The sequence below is a fragment of the Mesorhizobium atlanticum genome (assembly GCF_003289965.1).
Taxonomy (GTDB): domain Bacteria; phylum Pseudomonadota; class Alphaproteobacteria; order Rhizobiales; family Rhizobiaceae; genus Mesorhizobium; species Mesorhizobium atlanticum.
The window spans coordinates 504,724-529,684 of the sequence record NZ_QMBQ01000001.1 but is presented as its reverse complement, the minus strand read 5'-3'; the positions used below and the strand labels follow the sequence as shown (position 1 = coordinate 529,684).

Annotated in this window: 21 protein-coding genes; 8 read left to right on the top strand and 13 right to left on the bottom strand. The window is 64.6% G+C overall.

The window, feature by feature from the left end; genetic code table 11:
- The first annotated feature begins 89 nt into the window (after nt 1-89).
- Nucleotides 90-2,327, top strand: a complete 2,238-nt coding sequence (locus DPM35_RS02920) for an AGE family epimerase/isomerase (protein WP_112125804.1) — start codon at nt 90-92, stop codon at nt 2,325-2,327.
- A 33-nt stretch (nt 2,328-2,360) separates the two neighbouring features.
- On the opposite strand, the gene DPM35_RS02915 is transcribed toward DPM35_RS02920, so the two are convergent.
- From DPM35_RS02915 to betI, 6 genes are all read right to left on the bottom strand, one after another.
- Complete coding sequence (locus DPM35_RS02915; RefSeq protein ID WP_112126217.1) at nt 2,361-3,056, bottom strand: YoaK family protein; 696 nt, start codon at nt 3,054-3,056, stop codon at nt 2,361-2,363.
- 92 nt (nt 3,057-3,148) lie between these two features.
- A complete protein-coding gene (gene betB / locus DPM35_RS02910; protein ID WP_112126216.1) occupies nt 3,149-4,612 on the bottom strand; it encodes a betaine-aldehyde dehydrogenase in 1,464 nt (487 codons plus the stop codon).
- Between the two features lie 49 nt (nt 4,613-4,661).
- Entirely contained in the window at nt 4,662-6,314 is a 1,653-nt protein-coding gene (gene betA / locus DPM35_RS02905; protein ID WP_112125803.1) for a choline dehydrogenase, read from the bottom strand.
- On the bottom strand, nt 6,307-7,311 hold the full coding sequence (locus tag DPM35_RS02900) for a threonine/serine dehydratase family protein (protein WP_181591895.1): 1,005 nt from the start codon (nt 7,309-7,311) through the stop codon (nt 6,307-6,309). Before DPM35_RS02900 ends, betA begins: the two co-directional genes overlap by 8 nt.
- Complete coding sequence (gene betC / locus DPM35_RS02895) at nt 7,308-8,837, bottom strand: choline-sulfatase (RefSeq protein WP_112125802.1); 1,530 nt, start codon at nt 8,835-8,837, stop codon at nt 7,308-7,310. The genes DPM35_RS02900 and betC overlap by 4 nt, the downstream gene beginning before the upstream one ends.
- Nucleotides 8,834-9,424: a choline-binding transcriptional repressor BetI gene (gene betI / locus DPM35_RS02890; RefSeq protein WP_112125801.1), complete on the bottom strand. Its 591-nt coding sequence runs from the start codon at nt 9,422-9,424 to the stop codon at nt 8,834-8,836. The genes betC and betI overlap by 4 nt, the downstream gene beginning before the upstream one ends.
- A gap of 190 nt (nt 9,425-9,614) precedes the next feature.
- Here betI and DPM35_RS02885 point away from each other — a divergent pair, with 190 nt between their 5' ends.
- From DPM35_RS02885 to DPM35_RS02875, 3 genes are all read left to right on the top strand, one after another.
- Nucleotides 9,615-10,781, top strand: coding sequence for an acetyl-CoA acetyltransferase (locus DPM35_RS02885; RefSeq protein WP_112126214.1), 1,167 nt, complete (start codon nt 9,615-9,617; stop codon nt 10,779-10,781).
- A gap of 44 nt (nt 10,782-10,825) precedes the next feature.
- Nucleotides 10,826-11,827 (top strand): asparaginase, encoded by a 1,002-nt coding sequence (locus DPM35_RS02880; RefSeq protein ID WP_112125800.1) that lies wholly within the window; start codon nt 10,826-10,828, stop codon nt 11,825-11,827.
- Between the two features lie 96 nt (nt 11,828-11,923).
- On the top strand, nt 11,924-12,736 hold the full coding sequence (locus DPM35_RS02875) for a class I SAM-dependent methyltransferase (RefSeq protein ID WP_112125799.1): 813 nt from the start codon (nt 11,924-11,926) through the stop codon (nt 12,734-12,736).
- Here DPM35_RS02875 and DPM35_RS02870 read toward each other — a convergent pair.
- Nucleotides 12,733-14,109: a TIGR03808 family TAT-translocated repetitive protein gene (locus DPM35_RS02870; protein ID WP_112125798.1), complete on the bottom strand. Its 1,377-nt coding sequence runs from the start codon at nt 14,107-14,109 to the stop codon at nt 12,733-12,735. The two genes, DPM35_RS02875 and DPM35_RS02870, sit on opposite strands and share 4 nt — an antisense overlap.
- Before the next feature lie 106 nt (nt 14,110-14,215).
- Here DPM35_RS02870 and greA point away from each other — a divergent pair, with 106 nt between their 5' ends.
- Complete coding sequence (gene greA, locus DPM35_RS02865; protein ID WP_112125797.1) at nt 14,216-14,698, top strand: transcription elongation factor GreA; 483 nt, start codon at nt 14,216-14,218, stop codon at nt 14,696-14,698.
- On the opposite strand, the gene DPM35_RS02860 is transcribed toward greA, so the two are convergent.
- Genes DPM35_RS02860 through DPM35_RS02850 form a run of 3 tightly spaced genes read right to left on the bottom strand, consistent with a single transcriptional unit; the run spans nt 14,695 to nt 18,560 of the window.
- On the bottom strand, nt 14,695-14,985 hold the full coding sequence (locus DPM35_RS02860; RefSeq protein ID WP_245431405.1) for an AbrB/MazE/SpoVT family DNA-binding domain-containing protein: 291 nt from the start codon (nt 14,983-14,985) through the stop codon (nt 14,695-14,697). The two genes, greA and DPM35_RS02860, sit on opposite strands and share 4 nt — an antisense overlap.
- Nucleotides 14,986-14,997: 12 nt before the next feature.
- Nucleotides 14,998-17,121, bottom strand: coding sequence for a methylmalonyl-CoA mutase (gene scpA, locus DPM35_RS02855; RefSeq protein WP_112125796.1), 2,124 nt, complete (start codon nt 17,119-17,121; stop codon nt 14,998-15,000).
- Nucleotides 17,118-18,560, bottom strand: coding sequence for a methylmalonyl-CoA mutase subunit beta (locus tag DPM35_RS02850; RefSeq protein WP_112125795.1), 1,443 nt, complete (start codon nt 18,558-18,560; stop codon nt 17,118-17,120). Before DPM35_RS02850 ends, scpA begins: the two co-directional genes overlap by 4 nt.
- A gap of 254 nt (nt 18,561-18,814) precedes the next feature.
- Here DPM35_RS02850 and DPM35_RS02845 point away from each other — a divergent pair, with 254 nt between their 5' ends.
- Nucleotides 18,815-20,338, top strand: coding sequence for a helicase HerA-like C-terminal domain-containing protein (locus tag DPM35_RS02845; RefSeq protein ID WP_112125794.1), 1,524 nt, complete (start codon nt 18,815-18,817; stop codon nt 20,336-20,338).
- A 117-nt stretch (nt 20,339-20,455) separates the two neighbouring features.
- On the opposite strand, the gene DPM35_RS02840 is transcribed toward DPM35_RS02845, so the two are convergent.
- The 3 genes from DPM35_RS02840 to DPM35_RS02830 form a co-directional block, all read right to left on the bottom strand.
- On the bottom strand, nt 20,456-21,079 hold the full coding sequence (locus DPM35_RS02840) for an FMN-binding negative transcriptional regulator (protein WP_112125793.1): 624 nt from the start codon (nt 21,077-21,079) through the stop codon (nt 20,456-20,458).
- A 187-nt stretch (nt 21,080-21,266) separates the two neighbouring features.
- Nucleotides 21,267-22,094: a L,D-transpeptidase gene (locus tag DPM35_RS02835; RefSeq protein ID WP_112125792.1), complete on the bottom strand. Its 828-nt coding sequence runs from the start codon at nt 22,092-22,094 to the stop codon at nt 21,267-21,269.
- A gap of 269 nt (nt 22,095-22,363) precedes the next feature.
- Nucleotides 22,364-23,026, bottom strand: coding sequence for a haloacid dehalogenase type II (locus DPM35_RS02830; protein ID WP_112125791.1), 663 nt, complete (start codon nt 23,024-23,026; stop codon nt 22,364-22,366).
- A 151-nt stretch (nt 23,027-23,177) separates the two neighbouring features.
- Between DPM35_RS02830 and DPM35_RS02825 the strand changes: the two genes are divergently transcribed.
- Both DPM35_RS02825 and DPM35_RS02820 read left to right on the top strand, forming a co-directional pair.
- Nucleotides 23,178-24,056 (top strand): branched-chain amino acid aminotransferase, encoded by an 879-nt coding sequence (locus DPM35_RS02825; RefSeq protein ID WP_112126212.1) that lies wholly within the window; start codon nt 23,178-23,180, stop codon nt 24,054-24,056.
- 202 nt (nt 24,057-24,258) lie between these two features.
- Nucleotides 24,259-24,861 (top strand): superoxide dismutase, encoded by a 603-nt coding sequence (locus tag DPM35_RS02820; protein ID WP_112125790.1) that lies wholly within the window; start codon nt 24,259-24,261, stop codon nt 24,859-24,861.
- Nucleotides 24,862-24,961 lie beyond the last annotated feature (100 nt).

Genomic DNA, 24,961 nt, shown 5'->3' with positions numbered 1-24,961 from the left:
GAGGCAGTTCGTGAAAGGCGAGTTCCAGCCTTGTGTGACCAACCATGACCCCGCTAAAACGGGTCCCCGGCCGCCTGGAGTCCCGAATCTTGCCTCAGCGCATCGTCAGTTTCGTCATGAGTGGCGGCGTCGGGTCGCGGCTGTGGCCGCTGTCGCGGGAGGACAACCCCAAGCAGTTCCACGATTTTTCCGGCGATGGCTCGATGCTGGCCAGGACGCTGCGCCGGCTGGCGGCGCGGCCGCAAGGTGAGACGCCGATCTTCCTGATCGCCGCGGAACGTCACGCCGAGCGCGTCCATGCCGACCTTGCCGGCGTTGATCTCAAGGGTGGCGGACCGCTGTTCGAGCCCACGGGCCGCAACACGGCAGCCGCCGTCGCGCTGGCCAGCCTGCGCACGCTCTCCGAATATGGCGACGAGCTTGTGCTGGTGGTGCCGTCGGATCACGAGATATCGACGCCTAGCCAGTTCTGGCAAAGCATCGAGGCGGGCGCGGCCGCGGCGAAGGCCGGCCGGCTCGTTGTGTTCGGCCTCAAGCCGACTCAGCCCGAGACCGGCTACGGCTATATCGAGGTCGGGACCGGCAAGCACGGCGTCTTCGACGTCTCGCGTTTTGTCGAGAAGCCCGATCTCGCCACCGCGCAGGCGTATCTCGACGCCGGCAGCTTCTACTGGAACACCGGCATCTTCCTGTTCAGGGCCGGCGCCATGCGCGATGCCTTCGCGGCCTATGAGCCGAAAATATGGCAGGCGACGGAGGCCGCCTACAAGGCTGCGATCAGCGATCTGTCCGGCCTCTACATGCCATTGGAACTCTACTCGGCCATCCCGTCGACCTCGATCGACTATGCCATCATGGAGCGCGCCAGGGACATCGCCATGGTGCCGGCCGGCTTCAGCTGGAACGACCTCGGCTCCTGGCAGTCGCTGCTCGATGTCGGCCCGTCCGACAAGGACGGCAACGTCATCCTCGGCGATGTCGTCGCCATCGATTGCGAAAACTCCTATATCCGCGGCGATGGCCGCCTGCTTTCAGCGATCGGCATGAAGGATGTCGCTATCGTTTCGACGGCCGACGCCACCTTCGTCGCGCCGGTCAGCCACAGCCAGCACGTCAAGAAGATCGTCGAGCAGCTGGAGAAATCCGGCCGGCTGGAGACGCGATTCACGCCGGCGCATGACCGCGTCATCGAGAGCGGCGCTTGGCGGCGGCGCGTGCGCCACTGGCTGTTCGAAGAGACGCTGCCGCTGTGGTCGACGGTCGGCGTCGATGAGCGCCATGGCGGCTTCCACGAAGCGCTCGGCTTCGATGCCTCGCCGCTGATGAAACCAAAGCGCATGCGCACGCAGGCTCGCCAGGTCTATGCCTTCGCCGTTGCCAAGGAGCGCGGCTGGGACGGCCCGGCCGACCGGCTGATCGCGCACGGCCTCGACTTCATGGCCGGCAAAGGCCGCACCGAACGCGGCGGTTGGGTGCGCACGCTCAACATCGATGGCTCGGTCGCCGATCCTGTCGAGGATGCCTACGATCATTCCTGCGTGCTTCTGGCGCTGGCTCACGCCCACATTTCGGGCCATCCCGACGCGTTGCGGCTCGGCGAGGAGACGTTTGCCTTCCTCGACGCGCATCTGGAAGATGCCCGCATGACCGGCTTTCTGGAAACCTCCGACGGGGCGGAGGAGCGGCGCTCCAACCCGCATATGCACCTGCTCGAGGCCTTCCTCGCCTGGTACAAGGCAACGGGCGAGCGCGCCTATCTGCGCCGCGCCGCGCGCATCATCGACCTCTTCCGTAGTCATTTCTTCGATGCCGAAAGCTGGACGATCGGCGAGTATTTCGACAAGGGCTGGAAGCCGGCCGCGGGCGAGAAGGGGAGCTGGACCGAGCCTGGCCATCATTTCGAATGGGCCTCCCTGCTGGTCGATTTCGCCGCCCGCAGCGGCCAGAGCGAACTCACCGCTTTCGCCCGCAAGCTTTATGCCTCGGCCATTGCCAACGGCCTCAACCGCTCCACCGGCCTCGCCTATGGCGCGGTCTCGCGCCAGGGTCTGCCGCTGGATACGGTCTCGCGCGGCTGGCCGCAGGCCGAGGCGATCAAGGCGGCGATCGCGCTGGACGGGTCGGGCGGGCCCGACCTCAAGCCCGAGATCGAGGCGCGTGTCGGCCGCCTGTTCCGCTGGCACATCGATCCGGCGCCGCTCGGCCTGTGGATCGACCGCATCGACGAGCGCGGCCGCTCACTGGCGACCGAGGTGCCGGCCAGCATCTTCTACCACCTGGTCTATGCGCTGACGCAGTATCTGGACGGGACGGCGCAGAAGGGGTGAGCCGGTTCCGGCACGGCTGACCAAATATCGTCGTCACGGCGTCGTGCTCCCGCGAACGATCAGCGAGAGCATCGCGACGACCGGCGGCACCGCGAACGACCAGACACCGATCTGCACATGGAGAGCCGCGGCCGTTCCGCATCCGAGAGCGAAGACGGCGACCATGCCCGACATCCGCGCGAGGCGCGACCGTGACGCGGCTGTGTCTTCGGCCGACGAGCCGTAGATCAGGTCGGCCAGATCAAGCATGATCTGGGTCGTGGTGCCCGTCATCAGCGTCGAAGGCGGCAGGCTGGCGAGATGGACGCGGTGCGCGGCGTTCTGCACGGCCATGGCCGAAACCAATATCATTCCCGTCACGATGGCGACCCAATGGTCGCCATCCGGGAAAGGTCCGAGCCGGACCGCCAGAACAGCGGCCGCGATCAGCAACACGAGCTTGATCGTCAGCAGGTAACGAAACACCGGCGCCTCCCGGTGTCTCAGCGCGTTCGACAACAGCCGGCTGACGATGACAACTGCGCAAAAGACCGGCAGCGCCAGCAGCTTCGACAGGGCGCCCGACGTGCCGAGCGCCAGGGAGGCGCCGAGCGTCACGAAGTTGCCGGTGACATGCGCGGTAAACAACCCCTGCAGCGCCAGGAAACCCATCGTGTCGACATAGCCGCCGTTGAAGCCGAGCAGCAGCGGCAACACGACGGCTCGTTTGTCCTTGGCTTCATCCGCCATCTTGGCCCTCTTTGCCTTCCGCGCGCAGGCAAGCTTATGGCAAACCGGAGCAAGGAGAACAACGCGATGATCGGCCGGAGCGGATCGCGACATCAATAAGGTGCCGCCACGTCTCCGGTTTCGACATAGACCGCCTTCAGCTGCGAGTAGTGCGCCAGCGCCGCCAGCGAGTTCTCGCGCCCGATGCCGGACTGCTTGACGCCGCCGAAGGGCATTTCCACAGGCGTCAGATTGTAGGCATTGATCCAGCAGGTGCCGGCCTGCAGCTCGGCGATCACCCGATGCGCGCGTGGCAGGTCGCGGGTGAACACGCCGGCCGCCAGCCCGAATTCGGTGTCGTTGGCACGCTCGATCACCTCGTCCTCGCTGTCGAACTTCAAGACGCTCATCACCGGTCCGAAGATCTCCTCGCGCGCGATGCGCATCGTATCGGTGACGCCGGTGAACACGGTTGGCTCGATGAAGAAACCGCCCTCGAAACCCTGCAGCGACGGTATATTGCCGCCGCAGGCGAGTGTCGCTCCGTCCTGCTTTCCGGCTTCGATGTAGGAGACGACCTTCTCTTGCTGCAGCCTGTTGACCAGTGGTCCCATCTGCGTTTCCGGATCGAGCGGATCGCCGATGCGGATTTTCTTGGTGCGCTCGACCAGCCGCTCGACGAAGCGGTCATGCAGGCCTTTCTGCACGAAGACGCGCGTGCCGTTGGAGCAGATCTGGCCAGCGGAGTAAAAATTGCCGAGCATTGCGCCGCCGATGGCATTCTCGAGGTCGGCATCATCGAAGACGATGAGCGGCGACTTGCCGCCGAGCTCCATGGTCGCGTGCTTCATCTTGGAACCGGCGAGCGACAGCACCTTGCGGCCGGTCGGCACCGAGCCGGTCACAGAAACCTTTGCCACCACATCATGGCCGACGAGGCCGGCGCCGACATCGCCGTAGCCTTGCACGACATTGAACAGGCCATCCGGCAAACCCGCCTCGCTGTAGATCTCGGCCAGCGCCAGCGCCGACAGCGGCGTGTTTTCCGACGGCTTGAACACCATGGCGTTGCCCATGGCCAAGGCCGGCGCCGATTTCCAGCCGGCGATCTGGATCGGATAGTTCCAGGCGCCGATGCCGACACACACGCCGAGCGGCTCGCGCCTCGTATAGGCGAAAGGCCCGCCGAGATCGATCATCTCGCCATTGAACGCGGCGACCGCGCCGGCGAAATATTCAAGGCAATCGGCGGCCGAGGGCGCATCGGCCACCAGCGTCTCCTGGATCGCCTTGCCGGTGTCGAGCGTCTCGATGCGGGCGAGGTCGGCATTGCGCGCGCGCAGAATGTCGGCGGCGCGGCGCAGGATGCGCCCGCGCTCGACAGGTTTCAGCCGCGCCCATGCCGGCTGGGCGGCGCGCGCGGCCTCGATCGCCAGCTCCAGCACATTCGGCGTCGCCGAATGCAGGGTGGCGATGGTCTCGCCGGTTGCCGGATAGATCACCGGCAGCGGCGTGCCGCCCTCATCCTCGATATAGCGGCCGTTGACATAGTGCGATGCGGTCGGCTGGGCGCGCATGGCTTTCTCCAAGTCTGTTCGCCGGAAGGACGGTCAGCCCGACAATGCCCTATCGGTCCGCCACCTGCCAGCGCGGATTGATCCAGGGTTCCTGGTTGGACGGCGCCAGCGGCGTGCGGCCGAGGATGTGGTCGGACGCCTTCTCGCCGGTCATGATCGAAGGTGCGTTGAGGTTGCCGTTGGTCACCCGCGGGAAGATCGAGGAATCGGCGACGCGCAGGCCCTCGACACCGATCACCCGGCATTCCGGATCGACGACGGCGGTCAAATCGTCGGCGCGTCCCATCCGGCAGGTGCCGCAGGGATGGTAGGCGCTCTCGGCATGGTCGCGGATGAAAGCATCGAGCTCCTCGTCGGTCTGCACATGAGAGCCCGGCGAAATCTCCTTGCCGCGAAAACCATCGAAAGCCTTCTGCCCGAAAATCTCGCGCGTCAGCCGGATGCAGTGGCGGAACTCGCTCCAGTCGTCCGGATGCGACATGTAGTTGAAGCGGATCACCGGCTTCGCCTTCGGATCGGGCGAGCGCAGCGTCACCGAGCCGCGCGACTTCGAACGCATCGGCCCGACATGCGCCTGGAAGCCGTGCGCCTTCGCGGCCGACTTGCCGTCATAGCGCACCGCCGCGGGGATGAAGTGATACTGGATATCGGGGTAGTCGACGCCGGCCTGCGAACGCACGAAGGCGGCCGCCTCGAAATGATTGGTGGCGCCGAGCCCGCTCTTGAAGAACAGCCACTGCGCGCCGATCAATGCCTTGGACAAAGGATTGAGCACCGAGTTCAGCGTGATCGGCTTGGTCGATTCCTGCTGGATATAGAGTTCCAGATGGTCCTGCAGATTGGCGCCGACGCCCGGCCGGTCGGCGATCACCTCTATGCCGTTCTCCCGCAGATGCGCCCCTGGGCCGATGCCGGACAACATCAGGATCTTCGGCGAGTTGATCGACGACGCCGCGACGATGACTTCGCGCCGCGCCTTAACGACCCGAATCTTTTTGTTAGCTTCGATCTCGACACCGACGGCGCGTTGATTCTCGATCACCACGCGTCGGGCGAAGCCTTTGACCAGACTCACATTCTTGCGTTTGAGAGCCGGCTTCAGATAGGCATTCGCAGCCGACCAGCGGCGGCCGCCAAGAATGGTCTGCTCCATCGGCCCGAAGCCTTCCTGCTTGGAGCCGTTATAGTCGTTGGTGAGTTCGAACCCGGCCTGGCGTCCCGCCTCGACGAAGGCGCCGTAGAGCGGATTCTTCCGTTTGCCGCGCTGCACATGCAATGGTCCGCCGTGGCCCCGCCAGCCATCCTCGCCGCCGTCGGAATCCTCCATGCGCTTGAAGTAGGGAAGTACGTCGGCGAAGCCCCAGCCGGTCGCACCCTGTTCTGCCCAATGGTCGAAGTCGTGCGCATGGCCGCGCACATAGACCATGCCGTTGATCGAGGACGAACCGCCGATCACCTTGCCGCGCGGCGTCGCCAGCACGCGACCGCCGAGATGCGGCTCCGGCTCGCTGGCGAAACCCCAGTCGTAAAGGCTCATATTGAGTGGGATCGACAGTGCCGACGGCATCTGGATCAGCGGCCCCATATCGGTGCCGCCGAACTCGATGACGATCACCGAGTGCTTGCCGTCCTCCGACAGGCGATAGGCCATGGCCGAACCGGCGGAGCCGGAGCCGATGATGACGAAATCCGCTTCAAGCATTGTTCATATGCGCCATAAAATCGGCGAGCGAGACATTGCCGCCGGTTGCAATCACAAGGACGGTTTTGCCGGCCACATCCACCTTGCCGCCGAGCAATGCAGCGAGCGATGCGGCACCCGAGGGCTCCAGCACAAGCTTCATCCGCTCGAAGGCGATCTTCATCGCCCGCCGCACCGAGGCATCGTCAACGGTGACGCCGCGCACGCCGGCGGCAGTTACCGCCGCGAAGGGCGCCTCGCCGGGTTTGCGCGCCATCAGCCCGTCGCAGATCGATTTCGGCCCGATCGGCATCGTCTCGATCGCGCCATGCGCGAGCGATGAGCCCATGCCGTTGAAACCCTCCGGCTCGACGGCGATGATCTCGGTCTTGGGCGACAGATAGTGGAAGGCGAGCGAGACGCCGCCGATCAGCCCGCCGCCGCCGACCGAGCAGAACACCAGGTCGGCATGCGCCTTCTTCGCGGCCAACTGGTCGAGCGCTTCAAGGCCGGCGCCGGCCTGTCCGGCGACGATCTCCGGATCGTCGAAAGGATGCAGCAAGGTGAGGTGCTCGGTCTCGGCGATCTCGCGTGCCTTGGCGGCGGCGACCTCCTCGCGCGCGCGGTCGCCATGGTCGGTCAGCACCACGCGCGCGCCATAGCCGGCCGTGGCATCTCGCTTGGCGGCCGGTGCGTCGATCGGCATGACGATCGTGACCGGGATGCCCAGCGCCTGGCCGGCGGCCGCCAGGCCCTGCGCGAAATTGCCGGAGGAATAGGCGACGACGCCTTGCTTCGCCTCGTCGGGCGAGAGCCGCTTCAGACGCCAATAGGCGCCGCGCACCTTGAAGGAGCCGGCCCACTGCAGCGACTCCGGCTTGACAAAGACGCGCGCGGCGCCCGTTTCCGTGGCTAAAGCCGCAGCCTCCAACAGCGGCGTCACCTGCGTGGCTGTCGAGGTGACGGCATAGGCGTGATTCAGATGATCAAGGGTAGGGACGAGAATGTCTGCCATCATTCGCCTCTCGGATACCGTTTGCTCTCTTCGAGATTGTCGAGGTTCATGTGATTGCGCATGTAGCGCTCCGACGCCTTCTGCAGCGGCTGGAACTCCCAGGGGTAATAGGCGCCGTTGCGCAGCGCCGGGTAGACGACCCAGCGGCGCGCCTGGCTTTCACGCACGGCGGCGTCGAAGTTCGCCATGTTCCAGCGCGCGCGGACCTTTTTCATGAAGGCCGAGACCAGATCGGCGTGAGCCGGGCTGGCGGCGAGATTGTCCTGCTCGCGCGGATCGGCGTCGAGGTCGAAGAGCTGCGGCGGATCGAGCTCGCAATGGACGAATTTGTACTTGCCTTCGCGGATCGCCACCATCGGCGCGTAGGAGCCTTCGGCCGCGTATTCCATCAGCACCGGCGCCGACCGCTGCTCGCCAGCGGCAAGCGGCAGCAGCGACTGGCCGTCCGTCCATGGCGCGATCCCGCTCATGTCGATGCCGGCGAGGTCGCAGAGCGTCGGCGCCACGTCGAGATTGGAGACAGGCGTCCCGATCAGCCCGGCCTCGATGCCGCTGCCGGCCATCATCAAAGGCACCCGCGCCGCGCCCTCGTAAAAGCACATCTTGAACCACAGGCCGCGCTCGCCCAGCATGTCGCCGTGATCGGAGCAGAACAGCACGACAGTGTCGTCCAGCATGCGGGTGCGCTCCAGCACCGACAGCAGCTCGCCGACCTTGTCGTCGAGATAGGAGATATTGGCGAAATAGCCGCGCCGAGAGCGGCGCACCTGCTCCGGCGTGATATGAAAACTGTCGTAGTCGGATGCCTTGTAGAGCCGCTGCGAATGCGGATCCTGGCTGTCATAGGGAATGAAGCCAACCTCTGGCTCCAAGGCTGGGCAGTCTTCGTAATGGTCCCAGTATTTGCGCCGCGCGACATAGGGATCGTGCGGGTGCGTGAAGGAAACGGTCAGGCACCAGGGGCGCCGGTCCGCGTCATCCGACACGCGCGCGAACTCATAGAGCTTTTGCGTCGCATGGAAGGCGACCTCGTCGTCATACTCCATCTGGTTGGTGATCTCGGCGACGCCGGCGCCGGTCACCGAACCCAGATTGTGGTACCACCAGTCGATGCGCTCGCCGGGCTTGCGGTAGTCCGGCGTCCAGCCGAAATCGGCCGGGTAGATGTCGGTGGTGAGCCGCTCCTCGAAACCGTGCAACTGGTCCGGTCCGACGAAATGCATCTTGCCGGAAAGCACCGTGTGGTACCCGGCGCTGCGCAGATGATGCGCGTAGGTCGGGATCGAGGAAGCGAACTCGGCGGCGTTGTCATAGACCTGGGTGCGCGACGGCAACTGGCCGCTCATGAAGGAGGCGCGGCCCGGTGCGCAGAGCGGCGAGGCGGTATAGTTGTTGGCGAAGCGCGCCGAGCGCTGGGCCAGCGCCTTCAGATTGGGCGCATGCAGGAACTCGGCCGGGCCGTCCGCAAAGAACGTGCCGTTGAGTTGATCGACCATGACGATCAGGAAATTTGGCCGCCGGGTGGTCAAGGCAGGCTCCGTCCGTTGAGCTTGGTTTCGAGATAGTCTTCGACGAGCGCGATCGCGGTCTGCGCGTCCGGCACGCCGTCCTTCAGCGCGCGGCGGATATAGAGTCCGTCGATCAGCGCCGCGGTCGCTTCCGCCACGCGGTCGGCCTCGCTCCGGGGCAGGATGCCGGTCAGCCCGCTCATCAGGTTCGAATGCAGCCGCCGCGCATAGACGCGCAGCAGCCGCCGCAGTTCGGTCGATTTCTGCGCCTCGACATAGAAGGCGAGCCAGGCGGCGATGATCTGTGGCTGGAACTGATCGTCGGAGAAGCTGACCGCGACCACGGACGAAACGCGCTCACGTGCTGTGCCGGCGGTATGAAGCGCGCGCCTGGTGTCGATGTTGAGCTCCGTCAGGATATGCCGCATCGTCGCGAACAGCAGCTCGTCCTTGGCGCCGAAATAGTGATGCGCCAGCGCCGACGACACGCCGGCCCGGCCGGCGATCTCCGACATCGTCACGTCGAGCGATCCGCGCTCGCCGATCGCAGAGATCGTCGCGTCGATCAGCGCCTTGCGGCGCACGGGTTCCATTCCGATTTTCGGCATTTTGGGGGTCCGGTTCGAGCTAAGATTATTTTTTTTTATTGACGCGTCAATCAATAAAAAATCGACGCCGGGATCAACCGATCGTGTCGTTCTGGCCCATGGCATGGGCTGGAAAACGGTTCACAATTGAACAATATTGAATCACGTGCCGCGAAGGATCGTGCTACGCTGCGCACAAATGGAGGCTGCCATGACCGCATGCATCGTCGGCTGGGCGCATTCGCGCTTCGGCAAGCTCGAAGGCGAGACGCTGGAGGGCCTGATCACCAAGGTTGCCGTCGAGGCGCTCGACCATGCCGGCATCGGCCCCGACGATGTCGACGAGATCGTGCTCGGCCATTTCAACGCCGGCTTCTCGCCGCAGGATTTCACCGCGAGCCTCGTGCTGCAGGCCGATGATCGGTTGCGCTTCAAGCCGGCGACGCGCGTCGAGAATGCCTGCGCCACCGGCTCGGCCGCCGTCCGGCAAGGCATCCGCGCCATTGACGCCAACGCCGCCCGTATCGTCCTGGTGGTCGGCGCCGAGCAGATGACGACCACGCCGGGTCCCGAGATAGGCAAGAACCTGCTCAAGGCATCCTACCTGCCGGAAGACGGCGACACGCCGGCCGGCTTTGCCGGCGTCTTCGGCAAGATCGCGCAGGCCTATTTCCAGCGTTATGGCGACCAGTCCGATGCGCTGGCCATGATCGCTGCCAAGAACCACAAAAACGGTGTCGACAACCCTTATGCGCAGATGCGCAAGGATTTCGGCTACGAATTCTGCCGCCAGGAAAGCGAAAAGAACCCCTTCGTCGCCGGTCCGCTGAAGCGCTCCGACTGCTCGCTGGTCTCGGACGGCGCCGCGGCGCTGGTGCTCACGGATACGGCGACGGCGTTGAAGATGCGCCGTGCCGTGACCTTCCGCGCCAACGAGCATGTCCAGGACTTCCTGCCGATGTCGAAGCGCGACATCCTCGCCTTCGAGGGTTGCGAGCACGCCTGGAACCAGGCGCTGAGGAAGGCCGGCGTCACGCTCGACGATCTGTCCTTCGTCGAGACGCATGACTGCTTCACCATTGCCGAATTGATCGAATACGAAGCGATGGGCCTGGCCAAACCCGGCGAGGGCGCCAGGCTGGCGCTGGACGGCACGACGGCCAGGGACGGCCGCCTGCCGGTCAATCCGTCCGGCGGCCTGAAGGCCAAGGGCCACCCGATTGGCGCCACCGGCGTCTCGATGCATGTGCTGACCGCCATGCAGTTGACCGGTGAAGCCGGCGGCATCCAGGTGCCGGGCGCGAAGCTCGGCGGCATCTTCAACATGGGCGGTGCTGCCGTCGCCAATTACGTTTCCATTCTCGACCGCATCAGGTAGAAGCGGCCCGCATTAAGCGCCCTAAGGCGCGTGCGGGAGGCAGCATGTCCAATCCGGTTCTGGTCGAAGTCACGCGCGGCGCGGTGGTCGAAAGCAGGCATTGCGGCGCGATTTCGGTCTTCGACGCCGACGGCAAGGCCGTCTGGGAGATCGGCGACACGGACCGTCCGGTTTTCCCGCGCTCCGCGGTGAAGGCGATCCAGGCGCTGCCGCTGGTCGAATCAGGCGCTGCCGACGCCTACGGCTTCGGCGACCGCGAACTGGCGCTGGCCTGCGCCTCGCATTCCGGCGAACCGGCGCATGTCGCGTTGGCCTCGGCGATGCTCGCGAAGGCAGGACTCGACAAGACGGCGCTGGAATGCGGCGCCCATTGGCCCAACCATGAGGCCACCATCGCGCTTGCCCGCGCCGGTGCTGTGCCGAGCGCGTTGCACAACAACTGTTCCGGCAAGCATGCCGGCTTCCTCTGCACCTGCGTGCATTCGGGCATCCCCCATCGGGGCTATGTTAAGGAGGGACATGCGCAGCAGGAGATGGTGCGCGACGCCATGCAATCCGTCACCGGAGCCGCCCACAACGCCGACAATAGCGCGACCGACGGCTGTTCGATCCCGACCTATGCCGTGCCGCTGAAGAGTTTTGCACAAGGCTTTGCCCGCATGGCGACGGGCAGGGGCTTTGCGCCCGAACGCGCCAAGGCGGCGAAGCGGTTGCTTTCGGCTTGCATGGCCGAGCCGTTCCTGGTCGCCGGCACCGGCAAGGCCGACGTCGCGCTGATGCAGGCGGCACCCGGCCGCATCTTCGTCAAGACCGGCGCCGAAGGCGTCTATTGCGCGGCATTGCCGGAGCTTGGCCTCGGCATCGCCTTGAAATGCGACGACGGCGCCGGCAGGGCCGCGGAGGTGATGATCGCCGCGGTGCTGGCAAAATTGCTTCGCGCCGATGAAGCGCTTGCGGCAAAGCTGACCGAGCTTGCCCGTCCTCCGGTCGAAAGCCGCATCGGCGCCAAGGTCGGCTTGCTGCGGCCGACGCCGGCGCTCAGCTAGCGGGGTTTCACCGGCACCGATATGCCGTGCGGGTAAGCCGAGACAAAAAGATATGTGCTAGTCTCCTCCACTATCAATCGGACAACAGGCCAGATCATGCTGGAAGCGGACAAGGTGTTTGCCGGGTCGATTCCGGAAAATTACGATCGCCATATGGTGCCGCTGATTTTCGAGGCCTTTGCCGAAGAGACCGCGCGGCGGGCGGCGTCCCTCTCACCGGTCACCGTGTTGGAAACCGCCGCCGGCACCGGGGCCGTCACCCGCGCCCTGGCGCCAAAACTCTCTGCCGATGCCACCTACACCGTAACCGATCTGAACCAGCCGATGCTCGACTACGCGGCGTCGCGCCAGGGGCCTGACAGCCGCATTACCTGGCGCCAGGCGGATGCCTTGAAGCTGCCGTTCGACGATGCGGCTTTCGACCTCGTCTGCTGTCAGTTCGGCGCCATGTTCTTTCCCGATCGCCCCGCCGCCTATCGCGAGGCAAAACGCGTCCTGAAGCCCGGCGGGCATTTCCTGTTCAGCGTGTGGGATCGCATCGAAGAGAATATCTTCGCTGATGACGTGACGAACGCTCTCGCCCGGATCTTTCCGCACGATCCGCCGCGTTTCCTGGCGCGCACGCCGCACGGCTATCACGACAAGGATTTGATCCGCGGCGATCTGACTGCCGCCGGATTCTCCGACGTGACGATCGACACCAGAGCCGAGCAGAGCCGTGCGTCTTCGCCGCGCGTTCCGGCCGTTGCCTATTGCCAGGGAACCCTGCTTCGCAACGAGATCGAGGCGAGGGAGGCCGGCAGCTTGGCATCCGCGACCGACTACGCGGAATCCGTGATCGCCGACAGACACGGCCGCGGCGCGGTTGCCGCCAAGATCCAGGCGCACATTATCGTGGCCGTCGCCTAACTCACCTTGTTGCGCTCGACGGTCAGATGCGCGTAGCCGGTATCGCTTGACTGGGAAAGGTCCCCGGTCACCGGATCGGCCCAGCGCTGGCCGATGATGGCGCCGTTTTTCGCGCCGTCGATGACATTGTCCGAGATGACGGCCGTGCCGGCGCCTTCGACGACCGAAACGACGATGCCGGTGCCCGCCTGCCGGATGATGTTTCCGCTCGCCACGACATTGCGCAGATACGGCCCCCAGCCGAGCTGCATGCCGTAAAGCGGCGCGTTCTCGACGACATTGCCGGAAACGGTGGTGTCGGCCTCGGCGCTGATGCCGACGCCGAAGCCGGGCGGGTCTGCCGTGTAGGGGCCAACCGTCGTGAGATTGCGCACGATGTTGTTCGAGCACACGGCCATGCGACCGCCCTCGTTGAAATTGACGATCGAGATGCCGTTGGCAGCGCCGTCGACCAGATTGTTGCTGAGGATCGCGCCTTCGAAGGAGAATTCCGAATAGATCCCCGTCTCGCCCGAGCGCGAGCAGGTGTTGCCGGTGATCTGCAGATTGCTCGCGCTGTTGGCGCGGATCGCGGTGAAGGCGCAGTCGGACACGACATTGCCCGAGATAATGACGTTGCCGGCGCGAAAGGCGTTGATGCCGTTGCCGTTCTGGCCGGTGCCGCCGCTGCGCGCGCCGATACGCTGCACGCGGTTGCCGCTGACGATGGTGCCGTCCTCCGCCGCCTGCCAGCGATGCACCAGGATGCCGCCATTGGCGCAATCGGAAACGGTATTGCCGGAAATCTCCAGCCCGCCGGCCTCGACCGAATAGATGCCGGCGTCCGCCGCGCCGGAAATATCGCAGCGGCCGATGCGGCCGATGGCGTGCTCCAGCGCCAAGCCGTTCTTGCCGCTGCCGGTCACCTGGCAATTGTCGATGACGAGATGGCCGACGCGGCGAAGGTCGAGTAGCCCTTGCGTATAGTCGGCCAGCCAGCGGTTGGCGCCGTCGAGCACCAGCCCGCTGAGCTCGATGTGCTCGGCCTGCTCGGCCATCATCAGATGGCCATTGCCGCCATAAACGATGCGCGTCGCGCCCGGCACACCCGACAGGCGCACGCGGGCAGGCAGCTTCAGGTTCGAGACGAGATAGGTGCCGGGCGGCAGGAACACCGGCTGGTCGCGGTCGCTGGCTTCGGCCAGCATCTTGGCGAAAACCTTGCTCTGGTCGTCTACCGCGCCCGGCTGCACGCCGATCTCCGTGGCGTTGATCGAGCCGCGCATCGCGGCCATCTCGATGCCGGGCAGCGACTTCGCCGATGCCTTCCCGGCAAAGGCGCCGGCGACGGCAAGGCCCGCGGTCCGGGCAAGCAGCGTTCGTCTGTTCAACATCGGCACAGGTCCTGGCTTTTCGCCCTGTCTGTCGCAGGAATCATGCCAGGGTGGTGTCATCGGCAAACCGCTTGTGCAGTCGCCTCGCCAAGCCTAAGTTCACTCTATGAGCAGAGCTTTCACACGCGAAGAAGACAGCGAAAACGCCATTGCCGGCGTCGGCGAACGTCCGATCAGCACGCATCGCAATCTGGTGACGGAGCGCGGCCTTGCCATGATCGAGGACAATCTCGCCGATCTGCGTGATATGCTCGCCAAGGCCGAACGCAAGGGTGACCGCGAGCGTATCGCCGTGGTTTCCCGCGACCTGCGCTACTGGACCGCGCGGCGCGAGAGCGCCGAGCTTTCCGTGCCGGAGCCGGGCAGCGACGTGGTCCGCTTCGGCATGGGCGTGACGCTGGAAGGCGATGACGGCAAGAAAGTGCATTGGCGCATCGTCGGCGAGGACGAAGCCGACCCGTCGAAGGGCTCGATTTCCCATGTCTCGCCGATGGCTGTCGCCCTGTTCGGCAAGAAGGTCGGCGATGTTGCCGCCGTCAACGGCAAGGAATGGGAAATCGTCAAGCTCTCGGACAAGGCCGAGAACTAGCAGCCAAGCCTACCTGCCAGTTGCTGTAACCCAGCTTCGTATTTGTCCATAACAACCCGAGCAGCGTTCATTTGCCGTTCGTGGCTGTCGTGCCGGATTGGCTTTAGAATGAGGCCATCGTCGGTTTCGATGATCTGGAACTCATCGCCAACCTGAAGGTCCAAGCTGTCAAGCATTTCGCGTGGCAGCAGCAGGGCCCCCGATCCGTCCTCAAGCCTGTGGATGGTTGCCTTGAACATCATCGCGCCATGGTTGTATCTATTTCCATAGAACAACCTTTCGGCCAAGTCAGCAAGCCGTCACTGACCGGCCAGCAACCGATCCATCAGCCGGTTCGCCGCTTCCGGGATAACGGTCCCAGGCGGAAAAATCTCCGCCGCGCCCGCCGCCAGCACCGCGTCATAGTCCTGAGGTGGGATGACGCCGCCGGCGACGATCAGCATGTCGCCATGGCCGAGCTTCCTCAGCGCTTCCTTGAGCTCGGGGATCAGCGTCAGGTGCCCGGCCGCGAGCGAGGATGCGCCGATGATGTCTACGTCGTGCTGCACCGCGAGCTTCGCAATCTCGTCCGGCGTCTGGAACATCGGCCCGACCGTGACGTCGAAGCCCAGATCGGCAAAGGCGCTGGCGATCACCTTCTGGCCGCGGTCATGGCCGTCCTGGCCCATCTTTGCGACCAGGATGCGCGGCTTGCCGCCGGATTTCTTTTCGAACGCCTCGATCTTCTCCTGCAGCGGGTCGAGCGCCGAGTTGTCGCCGAGCGCGTCGCGATAGACGCCGGAGATCGTCTGCACCGCCGCCGTATGCCTGCCGAACACTTTTTCCAGCGCCAGCGAAATCTCGCCGACCGTGGCGTTGGCTCGCGCGGCGCGGATCGCGAATTCGAGCAGGTTCTCGCCGCTCTCGGCGGCGCGGGTCAGCGCCGTCAGGGCGTTTTCCAGGGCCGTCACATCGCGCGTGCCCTTCAGCCGCTGCAGCTTCGCCAATTGCCGGGCCTTGACCTCGGCATTGTCGATCTTCAACACATCGACTTCGATGTCGGTCTGAGGCCGATGCGCGTTGACGCCGACCAGAATTTGCTCGCCGGAATCGATGCGCGCCTGGGTGCGCGCCGCCGCTTCCTCGATGCGCAGCTTCGGAATGCCTTTCTCGATCGCCGCCGCCATGCCGCCGAGGCTTTCGACCTCCTCGATATGGGCGAGCGCGCGCGCCGCCAGATCATGCGTCAGCCGCTCGACATAGGCCGAGCCGCCCCACGGGTCGATCATGCGCGTGGTGCCGGATTCCTTCTGCAGGATGAGCTGCGTGTTGCGGGCGATCCGCGCCGAATGGTCGGTCGGCAGCGCCATCGCCTCGTCGAAGGAATTGGTGTGTAGCGACTGGGTGTGCCCCTGCGTGGCGGCCATCGCCTCGATCATCGTGCGGGTGATGTTGTTGTAGGGGTCCTGCGCCGTCAGCGACCAGCCCGACGTCTGGCAATGGGTGCGCAGCGACAGCGAGCGCTCGTCCTTCGGCGCAAAATTCTTCTGCATCAGGCTCGACCACAAAAGCCGCGCGGCCCTGAGCTTGGCGACCTCCATGAAGAAATTCATGCCGATCGCCCAGAAGAAGGAAAGGCGCGGCGCAAAGCGGTCGATGTCGAGCCCGGCGGTGACGCCGGCGCGCGCATATTCGATGCCGTCAGCGATCGTATAGGCAAGTTCGAGATCGGCCGTCGCTCCCGCTTCCTGCATATGATAGCCGGAGATCGAGATCGAGTTGAACTTCGGCATGTGCCGCGAGGTGTAGGCGAAGATGTCCGACACGATCCGCATCGAAGGCTTCGGCGGATAGATGTAAGTGTTGCGGACCATGAACTCCTTCAGAATGTCGTTCTGAATGGTCCCGGCGAGGTCTTTCTGCGCGACGCCCTGTTCCTCCGCCGCCACGATGTACAGCGCCATAATCGGCAGAACCGCGCCGTTCATGGTCATCGACACGGTCATCTCGCCCAGCGGAATGCCGTCGAACAGCTGGCGCATGTCGAGGATGGAATCGATCGCCACGCCCGCCATGCCGACATCGCCGGCGACGCGCGGATGGTCGCTGTCATAGCCGCGATGCGTGGCGAGGTCGAAAGCCACCGACAGGCCTTTCTGGCCGGCCGCGAGATTGCGCCGGTAGAAGGCGTTGGATTCCTCGGCCGTCGAGAAGCCGGCATATTGCCGGATCGTCCAGGGCTGCTGGACATACATGGTGGGATAGGGGCCGCGCACGAAAGGCGGCAGGCCCGGATAGGTGTCGAGATTGGCAAGCCCCTTGAGATCGCCCTCAGTGTAGAGATGCTTCACGGCGATGCCTTCCGGCGTCGTCCGCTGGCCCTTGAGCTCGACCGGCGCGCGACGCTGCGCCGACCAGCCGATCTGGCTGAAATCCGGGATCATGATCCGGCTCCGATCGACTGGTCGATGCGCACCGGAAACAGCGGCTCGCAGGTCGCGACGCCTTCCGTCAGCGCCGGGCGCCGCTCCTGCGGCAGCGTCTCGACGGGGCGCTCCGTGCCGACGCGGTAGAGCGTCGTGCCGACAATGCCGCGTTCGCCCGATCGGTAGGCGCCGTTGCGCTTGGCGGCGGCGGTCTGCACGCGGTTCTGGATATAGCCCTGCTGCAGGCTGGCGAGTACGCCGCCCTCGGCCTCGACACGCTGGAATTCTTCCCAGGCGGCGGCGCAGAGATCGTCTGTCAGCGCCTCGACCGCGCCCGAGCCGCTGGCGGGGTCGGCGACATAGCCGAGATGGCTCTCCTCCGCCATGATGAGCTGCGCGTTGCGGGCGATGCGGCGGGCAAAGCCCGCCGGCAATCCATGCGCGATCGTGTGCGGCAGGATCGAGATCGAATCGGCGCCGCCGGTTGCCGCCGCGAAGGCCGCGATCGCCGTGCGCAGGATGTTGGTCTCCGGGTCGGCCATCGTCATCATGCGGTAGGAGGTCTCGGCATGGATGCTGGCGGTCGAGGCCGGGATCGAGCAGGCTTCCTGGATGCGCGCCCAGAGCTTGCGCAAAGCCCGCACCTTGGCCATCGACAGGAACTGGTCCTGGTCGACGCTGAGCGCGAAGCCGATATACGGTGCGGCATAGACCAGCGGCTGGCGCGCCTTCTCGAACATCCTGAGATAGGACACGACGGAGGCCATCATCGTGCCGAGCTCCTGCGCCTCGGTGGCGCCGGCATTGTGGAAGACGCGGCCGTCGGCCTCCAGCAGCACGCCCGGCACGCCCATCGAGAAGAAATGTGCCAGCGACTGCGGCATCGATTCCTGTAGCGCCTCGATCGAGGTGCGCAGCCGCCCGGTTCCGGCGAAGATCGCCGCCGGGTCGATGCCGAAGGAGAGATTGAGCTTGGTCGGATCGGAGCGGCGTTTGCTCAGGAAGGCGAGCAGCCAGTCGGCCACGGCGCGGCTCCAGGGATGCGCGTCGATGCGCACCTGCACGCGGTTGAGCGGCACGCCGTCGAGCACCCTCTCCAACGCTTCCGCAGTGCGCGGCAGGCCGTAGCCGAAAGCATTCGGCGCGCCCTCGAACACGAGCGACAGGCCGGTGGCGCCTTGGGCGATGTCTTCCAGGGCTTGCGCGCTGGCCCGGGCGATGTCCGGGTCGTCGACACGCTGGCTGACGATCCAGGGTGCGGTCGGATTTGCGCGCGGCCATGGCTCGGCGGCCGCCGCGCGCTGGCTGAGCGGCTCGATGCGGATGCTGTCATCGGTGCGGGAAACAAGCTTTTCCTCGAAGGAACCGCCGGCAAGCGCCTTTTCCGCCAGCGTCCGCCAACGCTTGGCGTCCGGGTTCGGAAGGTCGACATCCCTGGTCAAGGCGCCGGCGCCCATCGCTCCTCCTCGCTTCTCGGCAGCATCAGCCGGTCCAGCCAATCTAAGGTCGGGAACCGGATATCACAATGCGTTATCCGCCCGGGTTCTCTCGCGGCCAGCTAACCGATTGCCAAACATGCGCAAAATCCGCAAGCGCCAAAGGCCAAATTCCGGGCCGCTCCCAAATCGATACTGGCCATTGCCGCATGCGACGAGCGTTACTATACCTCCGGGTGAGGCCCCCGAGCGGAACGGATGCGGAGACCGGACATATGGCTGACGAAACCAGCATCTTCATCGGCGCCAGCCGCAAGCCCGACGACTCCTACCAGCGCGCCGAAGAGCTGCTGCTGCGCTACGGCAACCGCCACGGCCTCGTCACAGGCGCCACGGGCACCGGTAAGACAGTCAGCCTGCAGATCCTTGCCGAGGGCTTCTCGAATGCCGGCGTGCCGGTGTTCTGCGCCGACATCAAGGTCGACCTTTCCGGCATATCCATGATGGGCGAGGCCAAGGATTTCCTGGTCAAGCGCGCCGGCGAGGTGAAGCTCGATCCGTATCAGTTCCAGGAATTCCCGGTTATCTTCTGGGATCTGTTCGGAAAACAGGGCCACCCGATCCGCGCCACCATCTCCGAGATGGGGCCGTTGCTGCTTTCGCGGCTGATGAACCTCACCGAGGCGCAGGAAGGCATCATGAACATCGCCTTCCGCATCGCCGATGAGGAAGGCCTGCTGCTGCTCGATTTGAAGGACCTGCAGGCGCTGCTCGCCAACATCGCCGAGCGCGCCGACGAGCTCAGCGCGCGCTACGGCAATGTCACCAAGCCTTCCGTGGGCGCCATCCAGCGCACGCTCCTGGTGCTCGATCAGCAGGGCGCTGCGAACTTCTTCGGCGAGCCGGCGCTGCGCATCGCCGACATCATGCGCACCACGCGCGACGGCCGCGGCGCGATCAGCGTGCTCGCCGCCGACAAGCTGATGATGAACCCCAGGCTCTACGCCACCTTCCTGCTGTGGCTGATGTCGGAGCTGTTCGAGGAACTGCCCGAGGTCGGCGACCTCGACAGGCCGAAGCTGGTGTTCTTCTTCGACGAGGCGCATCTTCTGTTCGAGGACGCGCCGAAGGTGCTGATCGACCGTGTCGAGCAGGTGGTGCGGCTCATCCGCTCCAAGGGCGTCGGCGTCTATTTCGTCACCCAGAACCCGCTGGATATTCCGGAAAAGGTGCTCGCCCAGCTCGGCAACGGCGTCCAGCACGCGCTGCGCGCCTATACGCCGCGCGAGCAGCAGGCGGTTCGCACGGCAGCCGAGACCTTCCGAGCCAATCCCGATTTCGATTGCGCCACGGCCATCACCCAGCTCGCCACCGGCGAGGCGCTGGTCTCGATGCTGGAGGATAAGGGCGTGCCGGCCGTAGTCCAACGCACGCTCATCCGGCCGCCGTCCTCGCGGCTCGGCCCGATCACCCCGGACGAGCGTCGCAAGATCATCGCCGAGAGCCCGGTCGCCGGCCAGTACGACCAGGTCGTCGATCGCGAATCGGCCTTCGAGATCCTGCAGAAGAAGGCCAAGGAAGCGCAGGACGCCGAGGCGCAGGCACAGCAACAAAACAGCGGCGGCTCGCGCTGGACCATTCCCGGCTTCGACGATGTTTTGGGAACCGGCAACCGGCGGTCTTCCAACCGCCAGACCGTGGCCGAAGCCGCCATCAAGTCGGTGGTGCGCTCGGTCGGCTCCTCCGTCGGCCGCGCCATCGTGCGCGGCATCCTGGGCAGCCTGGCGCGCGGGCGGTGAAGCCTTCGAGGCACCTCTTGGATGGCGCAGGTCAGCTTCAGAGCGGTGAACAACTTGCCGCTTGCCAGCGCAAGAACCGAAACACCCAGGCTGCCGGCAAGCACGATGGATCGGATTTCACACCGGAATGAGCGGCGCGACCTCGCGGTCGGAGGGCCGCTCGCTTGCCGCTAGGCCGGCCAGCACGCCGGCGCGATCGGTCGCGTTGCGGTTCTGGCTCATCTTGCGCTTGCCTTCGAGCTTCGTGATCGGCATGCGCAGGCCGACGATGCCCTTCAACTGCGACTGGATGAAATCCGCCGGCGCGTCCGACACGGCCCAGGGGGCGCTACGCTCGCCTTCATGCAGGTTGGTCAGGCGGGTCACCACCTCGAGCAGTCGGTTGGCATCCTCGAAGAACTCGATCGGCCCATGGGCGTGGACCGCGAGATAGTTCCAGGTCGGCACCACCTTCCCGGTCTCTTGCTTGGTCTGGTACCAGGCGGGCGTCACATAGGCATCCGGGCCCATGAAGATCGCCAGGCCGTCGCCCAGCACCGGCACGCGCCATTGCGGGTTTGCCTTCGCGACATGGCCGTAGATCACGCCGTGCTCGCCTTCGCTGTCATCGAGGAAAAGCGGCAGCGGCGTTGCCAGCGGTCCTTCCGCCGTGGCGGTGACCAGCGTCGCCAGCCGCGCGGCGCGGATCGTTGCCTTGAGGCTCTCCTTGTCGTCGTCACGGAAGGCGGGCGGGATGTACATGGCGAAACTCCTTGCCGCCATAAAATGCCCGAAGTCCGGCCTGCTTAGAACATCCAGTCTTGAAAGTTTTGTGTGGTCCAGCTGGGCCGGAGGCTTCGGGCCTGCCCCGATAACCGATTTTCATTCCAGCGCTGGGTCGCGGTGCCGGCCGCCATATTGGCCAAGCACCGCTGATGGATCGGCTTCGTCAGAAAATCTCGTTGGTGAGCCGCTTCACCGGGCCAAGCAGGATCGAGCCCGTCGGCACCCCGTTGTCGATCGGGATCGCCTTGCGCTCGGGCATGTCCTCTTCCGGCGCGCCGATATTGGCCGTCACGATGACCGGGGTCTTCGTGGGCACACGGTCGTAAAGGTCGATGATGTCCTGGTTGATCAGGCGCACGCAGCCCGACGAAACCGACTTGCCGATCGACCACCATTCGGGCGAACCGTGCAGGCGATAGAGCGTGTCCTGGTTGCCCTGGAAGAGATAGAGCGCGCGGGCGCCGAGCGGGTTCTTCAGGCCACCGGGCATGCCGCCATTCTTGGCGCTGTATTGCGTCAGCTCCGGCTGGCGCGCGACCATCTCGTCCGGCGGCGTCCATTTCGGCCATTTCTGCTTCCACTGCACGACGGCATCGCCCGACCATTCGAAGCCGGCGCGGCCGAGGCCGACGCCGTAGCGGATCGCCTGGCCGCCCTCGCGCACCAGATAGAGGAAATGGCCGGTGGTATCGACGACGATGGTACCCGGGCGCTGCCCGGTCGGATCGGGAACGATCTGGCGCAGGAATCTGTGATCGATCTTGTTCACCGGAATGGCCGGCAGGTCGAAGCCATTGTCGGACATCGCGCCATACATCGTCTCATAATCGCCAAGCGGCGGCTCGACAGGAGCCTGAGGCGGCGGCGTTTGGATGGGTGCCGGGCCTTGATCGCTGGTCGTGGTGCAGGCGGACACGGCAACCGAAGCAGCGCCAAGGGCTGTGAAATTGAGGAAGCCACGGCGGCTGATGCGGAAGGAAGCGTCTGACATGGTTGCCTTTTCTAGGTCTTAATTTGCAAGAAAGCATGAATGCGAAGGCTATTGCTGCCGGCATCCATAACAGTCGGCCGTGATAGGCGGTTCCAATTCTGGCCTGAGGGTGGACAGAAAAAGGCGAAGCTGTGACCACGTCACGGCTGTTGCGCTGCAGCAACAGCGATGTCAGGGTGGCTCGCCGTTTCAAGGAAACGGCGAGCCACCTCGTCTTTCTTGACGCAATTCCGGACTGAAAACCGCTTTACACTCTTCCTGGAATTGCTTTAGGCGCCCGCCAGCAGGCCGTCGAGCGAAGGCAGGATCAGCCCTGGCGGAAAGTCGCGGTATTCATCCGGCTGGTTGGTCCGGTTGATCCAGACGGTACGGAAACCGAATTTGGTCGCACCGGCTATATCCCAGCGGTTCGACGACTGGAACGACACCGCTCCCGGATAAAGCCGCCAACCGGTGACCACCATGTCGTAGACCGAGGGGTCGGTCTTGAAGCGTTTGACCTGGTCGACCGAAAACACGTTGTCGAGGATCTGGTCGAGCGCGGCGGATTTGACCGCCGCGTCGAGCATTTCCGGCGAACCATTGGAGAGGATTGCAAGCTTCGCGCCGGACGCCTTGAGCGCCTTTAGCACGGCGGGCACTTCCGGATAGCAATCGAGCCGCCAATAGGCTTCGAGCAGTTTCGTCCGCAGCGCTGGATCGGCCGAGGGCACCTTGCGCAGCGCAAAATCCAGCGCCTGCTCGGTCAGTTGCCAGAAGTCGGCGTAAGAGCCCATTAGCGTCCGCACCCAGGAATATTCGAGCTGCTTGGCGCGCCAGATTTCCGACAGCAACTGGCCGTCCGGCCCGATCTCGCCGGCGTGGCGGCGCACGGCGGCGTGCACGTCGAACAACGTGCCATAGGCGTCGAAGACATAGGCCGCATGATGCATGGCTTGAGTTTTGCGGCGCGCGGGCCTGCCGTGCAAGCATTGATTGCAGTCAAGTGCCTCTGGCCTCAACGATTTTTCCCGATGTCGGTTGACGCCGGCCGTCAAAGCATTTTCCTATGGCCGCCGGAAATCACTCATTTGGACGGCGAACATGACACTGGCGGCTGCGGCGCAATCCGCGACATGGACCTATGTGGACGGCGACTGGTACGAGGGCAACGTTGCCATTCTCGGACCGCGCAGCCACGCCATGTGGCTCGGCACCAGCGTCTTCGACGGCGGCCGCTGGTTCGAAGGCGTGGCGCCCGACCTCGAGCTTCACTCCGCCCGCGTCAACGCTTCGGCGGCGGCGCTTGGCCTGAAGCCGTCGATGACGACGGAAGAGATCGTCGGCCTGACCTGGGACGGCCTGAAGAAGTTCGACGGCAAGACGGCAGTCTATATCAGGCCGATGTATTGGGCCGAGCATGGCGGCTATATGGGCGTGCCGGCCGATCCGGATTCGACCCGCTTCTGCCTCTGCCTGTACGAATCGCCGATGATCCCGCCATCCGGTTTCTCGGTTGGCGTCTCGCCGTTCCGGCGCCCGACCATCGAGACCATGCCGACCAATGCCAAGGCGGGTTGCCTTTATCCCAACAACGGCCGCGCCATCTTGGAGGCCAAGAATCGCGGCTTCGACAATGCGCTCGTGCTCGACATGCTGGGCAATGTCGCCGAGACCGGCACGTCCAACATCTTCCTGGTCAAGGACGGCCATGTGATGACGCCCGCCCCGAACGGCACGTTCCTGTCGGGCATCACCCGCTCGCGCACCATCAACCTGCTTGGCGACTACGGCTTCAGGACCATCGAGAAGACGCTGTCGGTTCGCGATTTCCTCGAGGCCGACGAAATCTTCTCGACCGGAAACCATTCCAAGGTCGTGCCGGTCACGCGCATCGAGAGCCGCGACCTGCAGCCCGGGCCCGTGGCCAAGAAGGCGCGCGAACTCTATTGGGACTGGGCGCATTCGACGTCCGCTGCTTGAGCCGCTGGAGTTTCAGCGTTTCACCGAGCGGCGACCCACTCTTTCTCCTGTTTGGCGCAATTCCGGACGGAAAACCCTTTCACACTTTTCCGCGAATTGCTCTAAAGTCGCTCGGCGCTTCATTCCGGAGTTGCCCCAACCCATTCCAGACCTATCTAAGTTCGGTAGTTGACCGGATTTTTTCCTCGAGGGAGTACCATCCATGGCTTTTGAGTTGCCCGCCTTGCCTTACGACTACGAGGCGCTTCAGCCCTATATGTCGAAGGAGACGCTGGAGTATCACCACGACAAGCACCACAAGGCCTATGTCGACAACGGCAACAAGCTGGCCGCCGAGGCCGGCCTTGGCGACCTGTCGGTCGAAGAGGTGGTCAAGCAGTCCTTCGGCAAGAATGCCGGGCTCTTCAACAACGCGGCCCAGCACTACAACCACATCCATTTCTGGAAGTGGATGAAGAAGGGCGGCGGCGGCAACAAGTTGCCGGGCGCGCTGCAGAAGGCCTTCGACAGCGATCTCGGCGGCTATGACAAGTTCAAGGCGGATTTCATCGCCGCCGGCACCACCCAGTTCGGCTCCGGCTGGGCCTGGGTTTCGGTCAAGAATGGCAAGCTCGAGATTTCCAAGACGCCGAACGGCGAGAACCCGCTGGTGCATGGCGGCTCGCCGATCCTCGGCGTCGACGTCTGGGAGCATTCCTATTACATCGACTACCGCAACGCGCGGCCGAAATATCTCGAAGCCTTCGTCGACAGCCTGATCAACTGGGACCATGTCCTGGAAATGTACGAAAAGGCTAAAGGCTGAGCGATTTTTGATGAAGAAAAGCCCCGGCAAGCCGGGGCTTTTCTTTATCTGCCAACACAGCAGATTGATCGCGAGTGGGAAAATCGTGACGGCACCGGGG

Excerpts from the sequence above, each read along its gene's own strand:
- DPM35_RS02870 (WP_112125798.1), bottom strand. The coding sequence starts at position 14,109 with ATGTTGAACAGACGAACGCTGCTTGCCCGGACCGCGGGCCTTGCCGTC.
- betA (WP_112125803.1), bottom strand. The coding sequence starts at position 6,314 with ATGCTTGAAGCGGATTTCGTCATCATCGGCTCCGGCTCCGCCGGTTCG.
- DPM35_RS02845 (WP_112125794.1), top strand. The coding sequence starts at position 18,815 with ATGGCTGACGAAACCAGCATCTTCATCGGCGCCAGCCGCAAGCCCGAC.
- DPM35_RS02830 (WP_112125791.1), bottom strand. The coding sequence starts at position 23,026 with ATGCATCATGCGGCCTATGTCTTCGACGCCTATGGCACGTTGTTCGAC.
- DPM35_RS02835 (WP_112125792.1), bottom strand. The coding sequence starts at position 22,094 with ATGTCAGACGCTTCCTTCCGCATCAGCCGCCGTGGCTTCCTCAATTTC.
- betB (WP_112126216.1), bottom strand. The coding sequence starts at position 4,612 with ATGCGCGCCCAGCCGACCGCATCGCACTATGTCAACGGCCGCTATATC.
- DPM35_RS02825 (WP_112126212.1), top strand. The coding sequence starts at position 23,178 with ATGACACTGGCGGCTGCGGCGCAATCCGCGACATGGACCTATGTGGAC.
- DPM35_RS02900 (WP_181591895.1), bottom strand. The coding sequence starts at position 7,311 with ATGATGGCAGACATTCTCGTCCCTACCCTTGATCATCTGAATCACGCC.
- DPM35_RS02840 (WP_112125793.1), bottom strand. The coding sequence starts at position 21,079 with ATGTACATCCCGCCCGCCTTCCGTGACGACGACAAGGAGAGCCTCAAG.
- scpA (WP_112125796.1), bottom strand. The coding sequence starts at position 17,121 with ATGATCCCGGATTTCAGCCAGATCGGCTGGTCGGCGCAGCGTCGCGCG.
- DPM35_RS02880 (WP_112125800.1), top strand. The coding sequence starts at position 10,826 with ATGTCCAATCCGGTTCTGGTCGAAGTCACGCGCGGCGCGGTGGTCGAA.
- greA (WP_112125797.1), top strand. The coding sequence starts at position 14,216 with ATGAGCAGAGCTTTCACACGCGAAGAAGACAGCGAAAACGCCATTGCC.
- DPM35_RS02850 (WP_112125795.1), bottom strand. The coding sequence starts at position 18,560 with ATGGGCGCCGGCGCCTTGACCAGGGATGTCGACCTTCCGAACCCGGAC.
- DPM35_RS02820 (WP_112125790.1), top strand. The coding sequence starts at position 24,259 with ATGGCTTTTGAGTTGCCCGCCTTGCCTTACGACTACGAGGCGCTTCAG.
- DPM35_RS02885 (WP_112126214.1), top strand. The coding sequence starts at position 9,615 with ATGACCGCATGCATCGTCGGCTGGGCGCATTCGCGCTTCGGCAAGCTC.
- DPM35_RS02915 (WP_112126217.1), bottom strand. The coding sequence starts at position 3,056 with ATGGCGGATGAAGCCAAGGACAAACGAGCCGTCGTGTTGCCGCTGCTG.
- betI (WP_112125801.1), bottom strand. The coding sequence starts at position 9,424 with ATGCCGAAAATCGGAATGGAACCCGTGCGCCGCAAGGCGCTGATCGAC.
- DPM35_RS02875 (WP_112125799.1), top strand. The coding sequence starts at position 11,924 with ATGCTGGAAGCGGACAAGGTGTTTGCCGGGTCGATTCCGGAAAATTAC.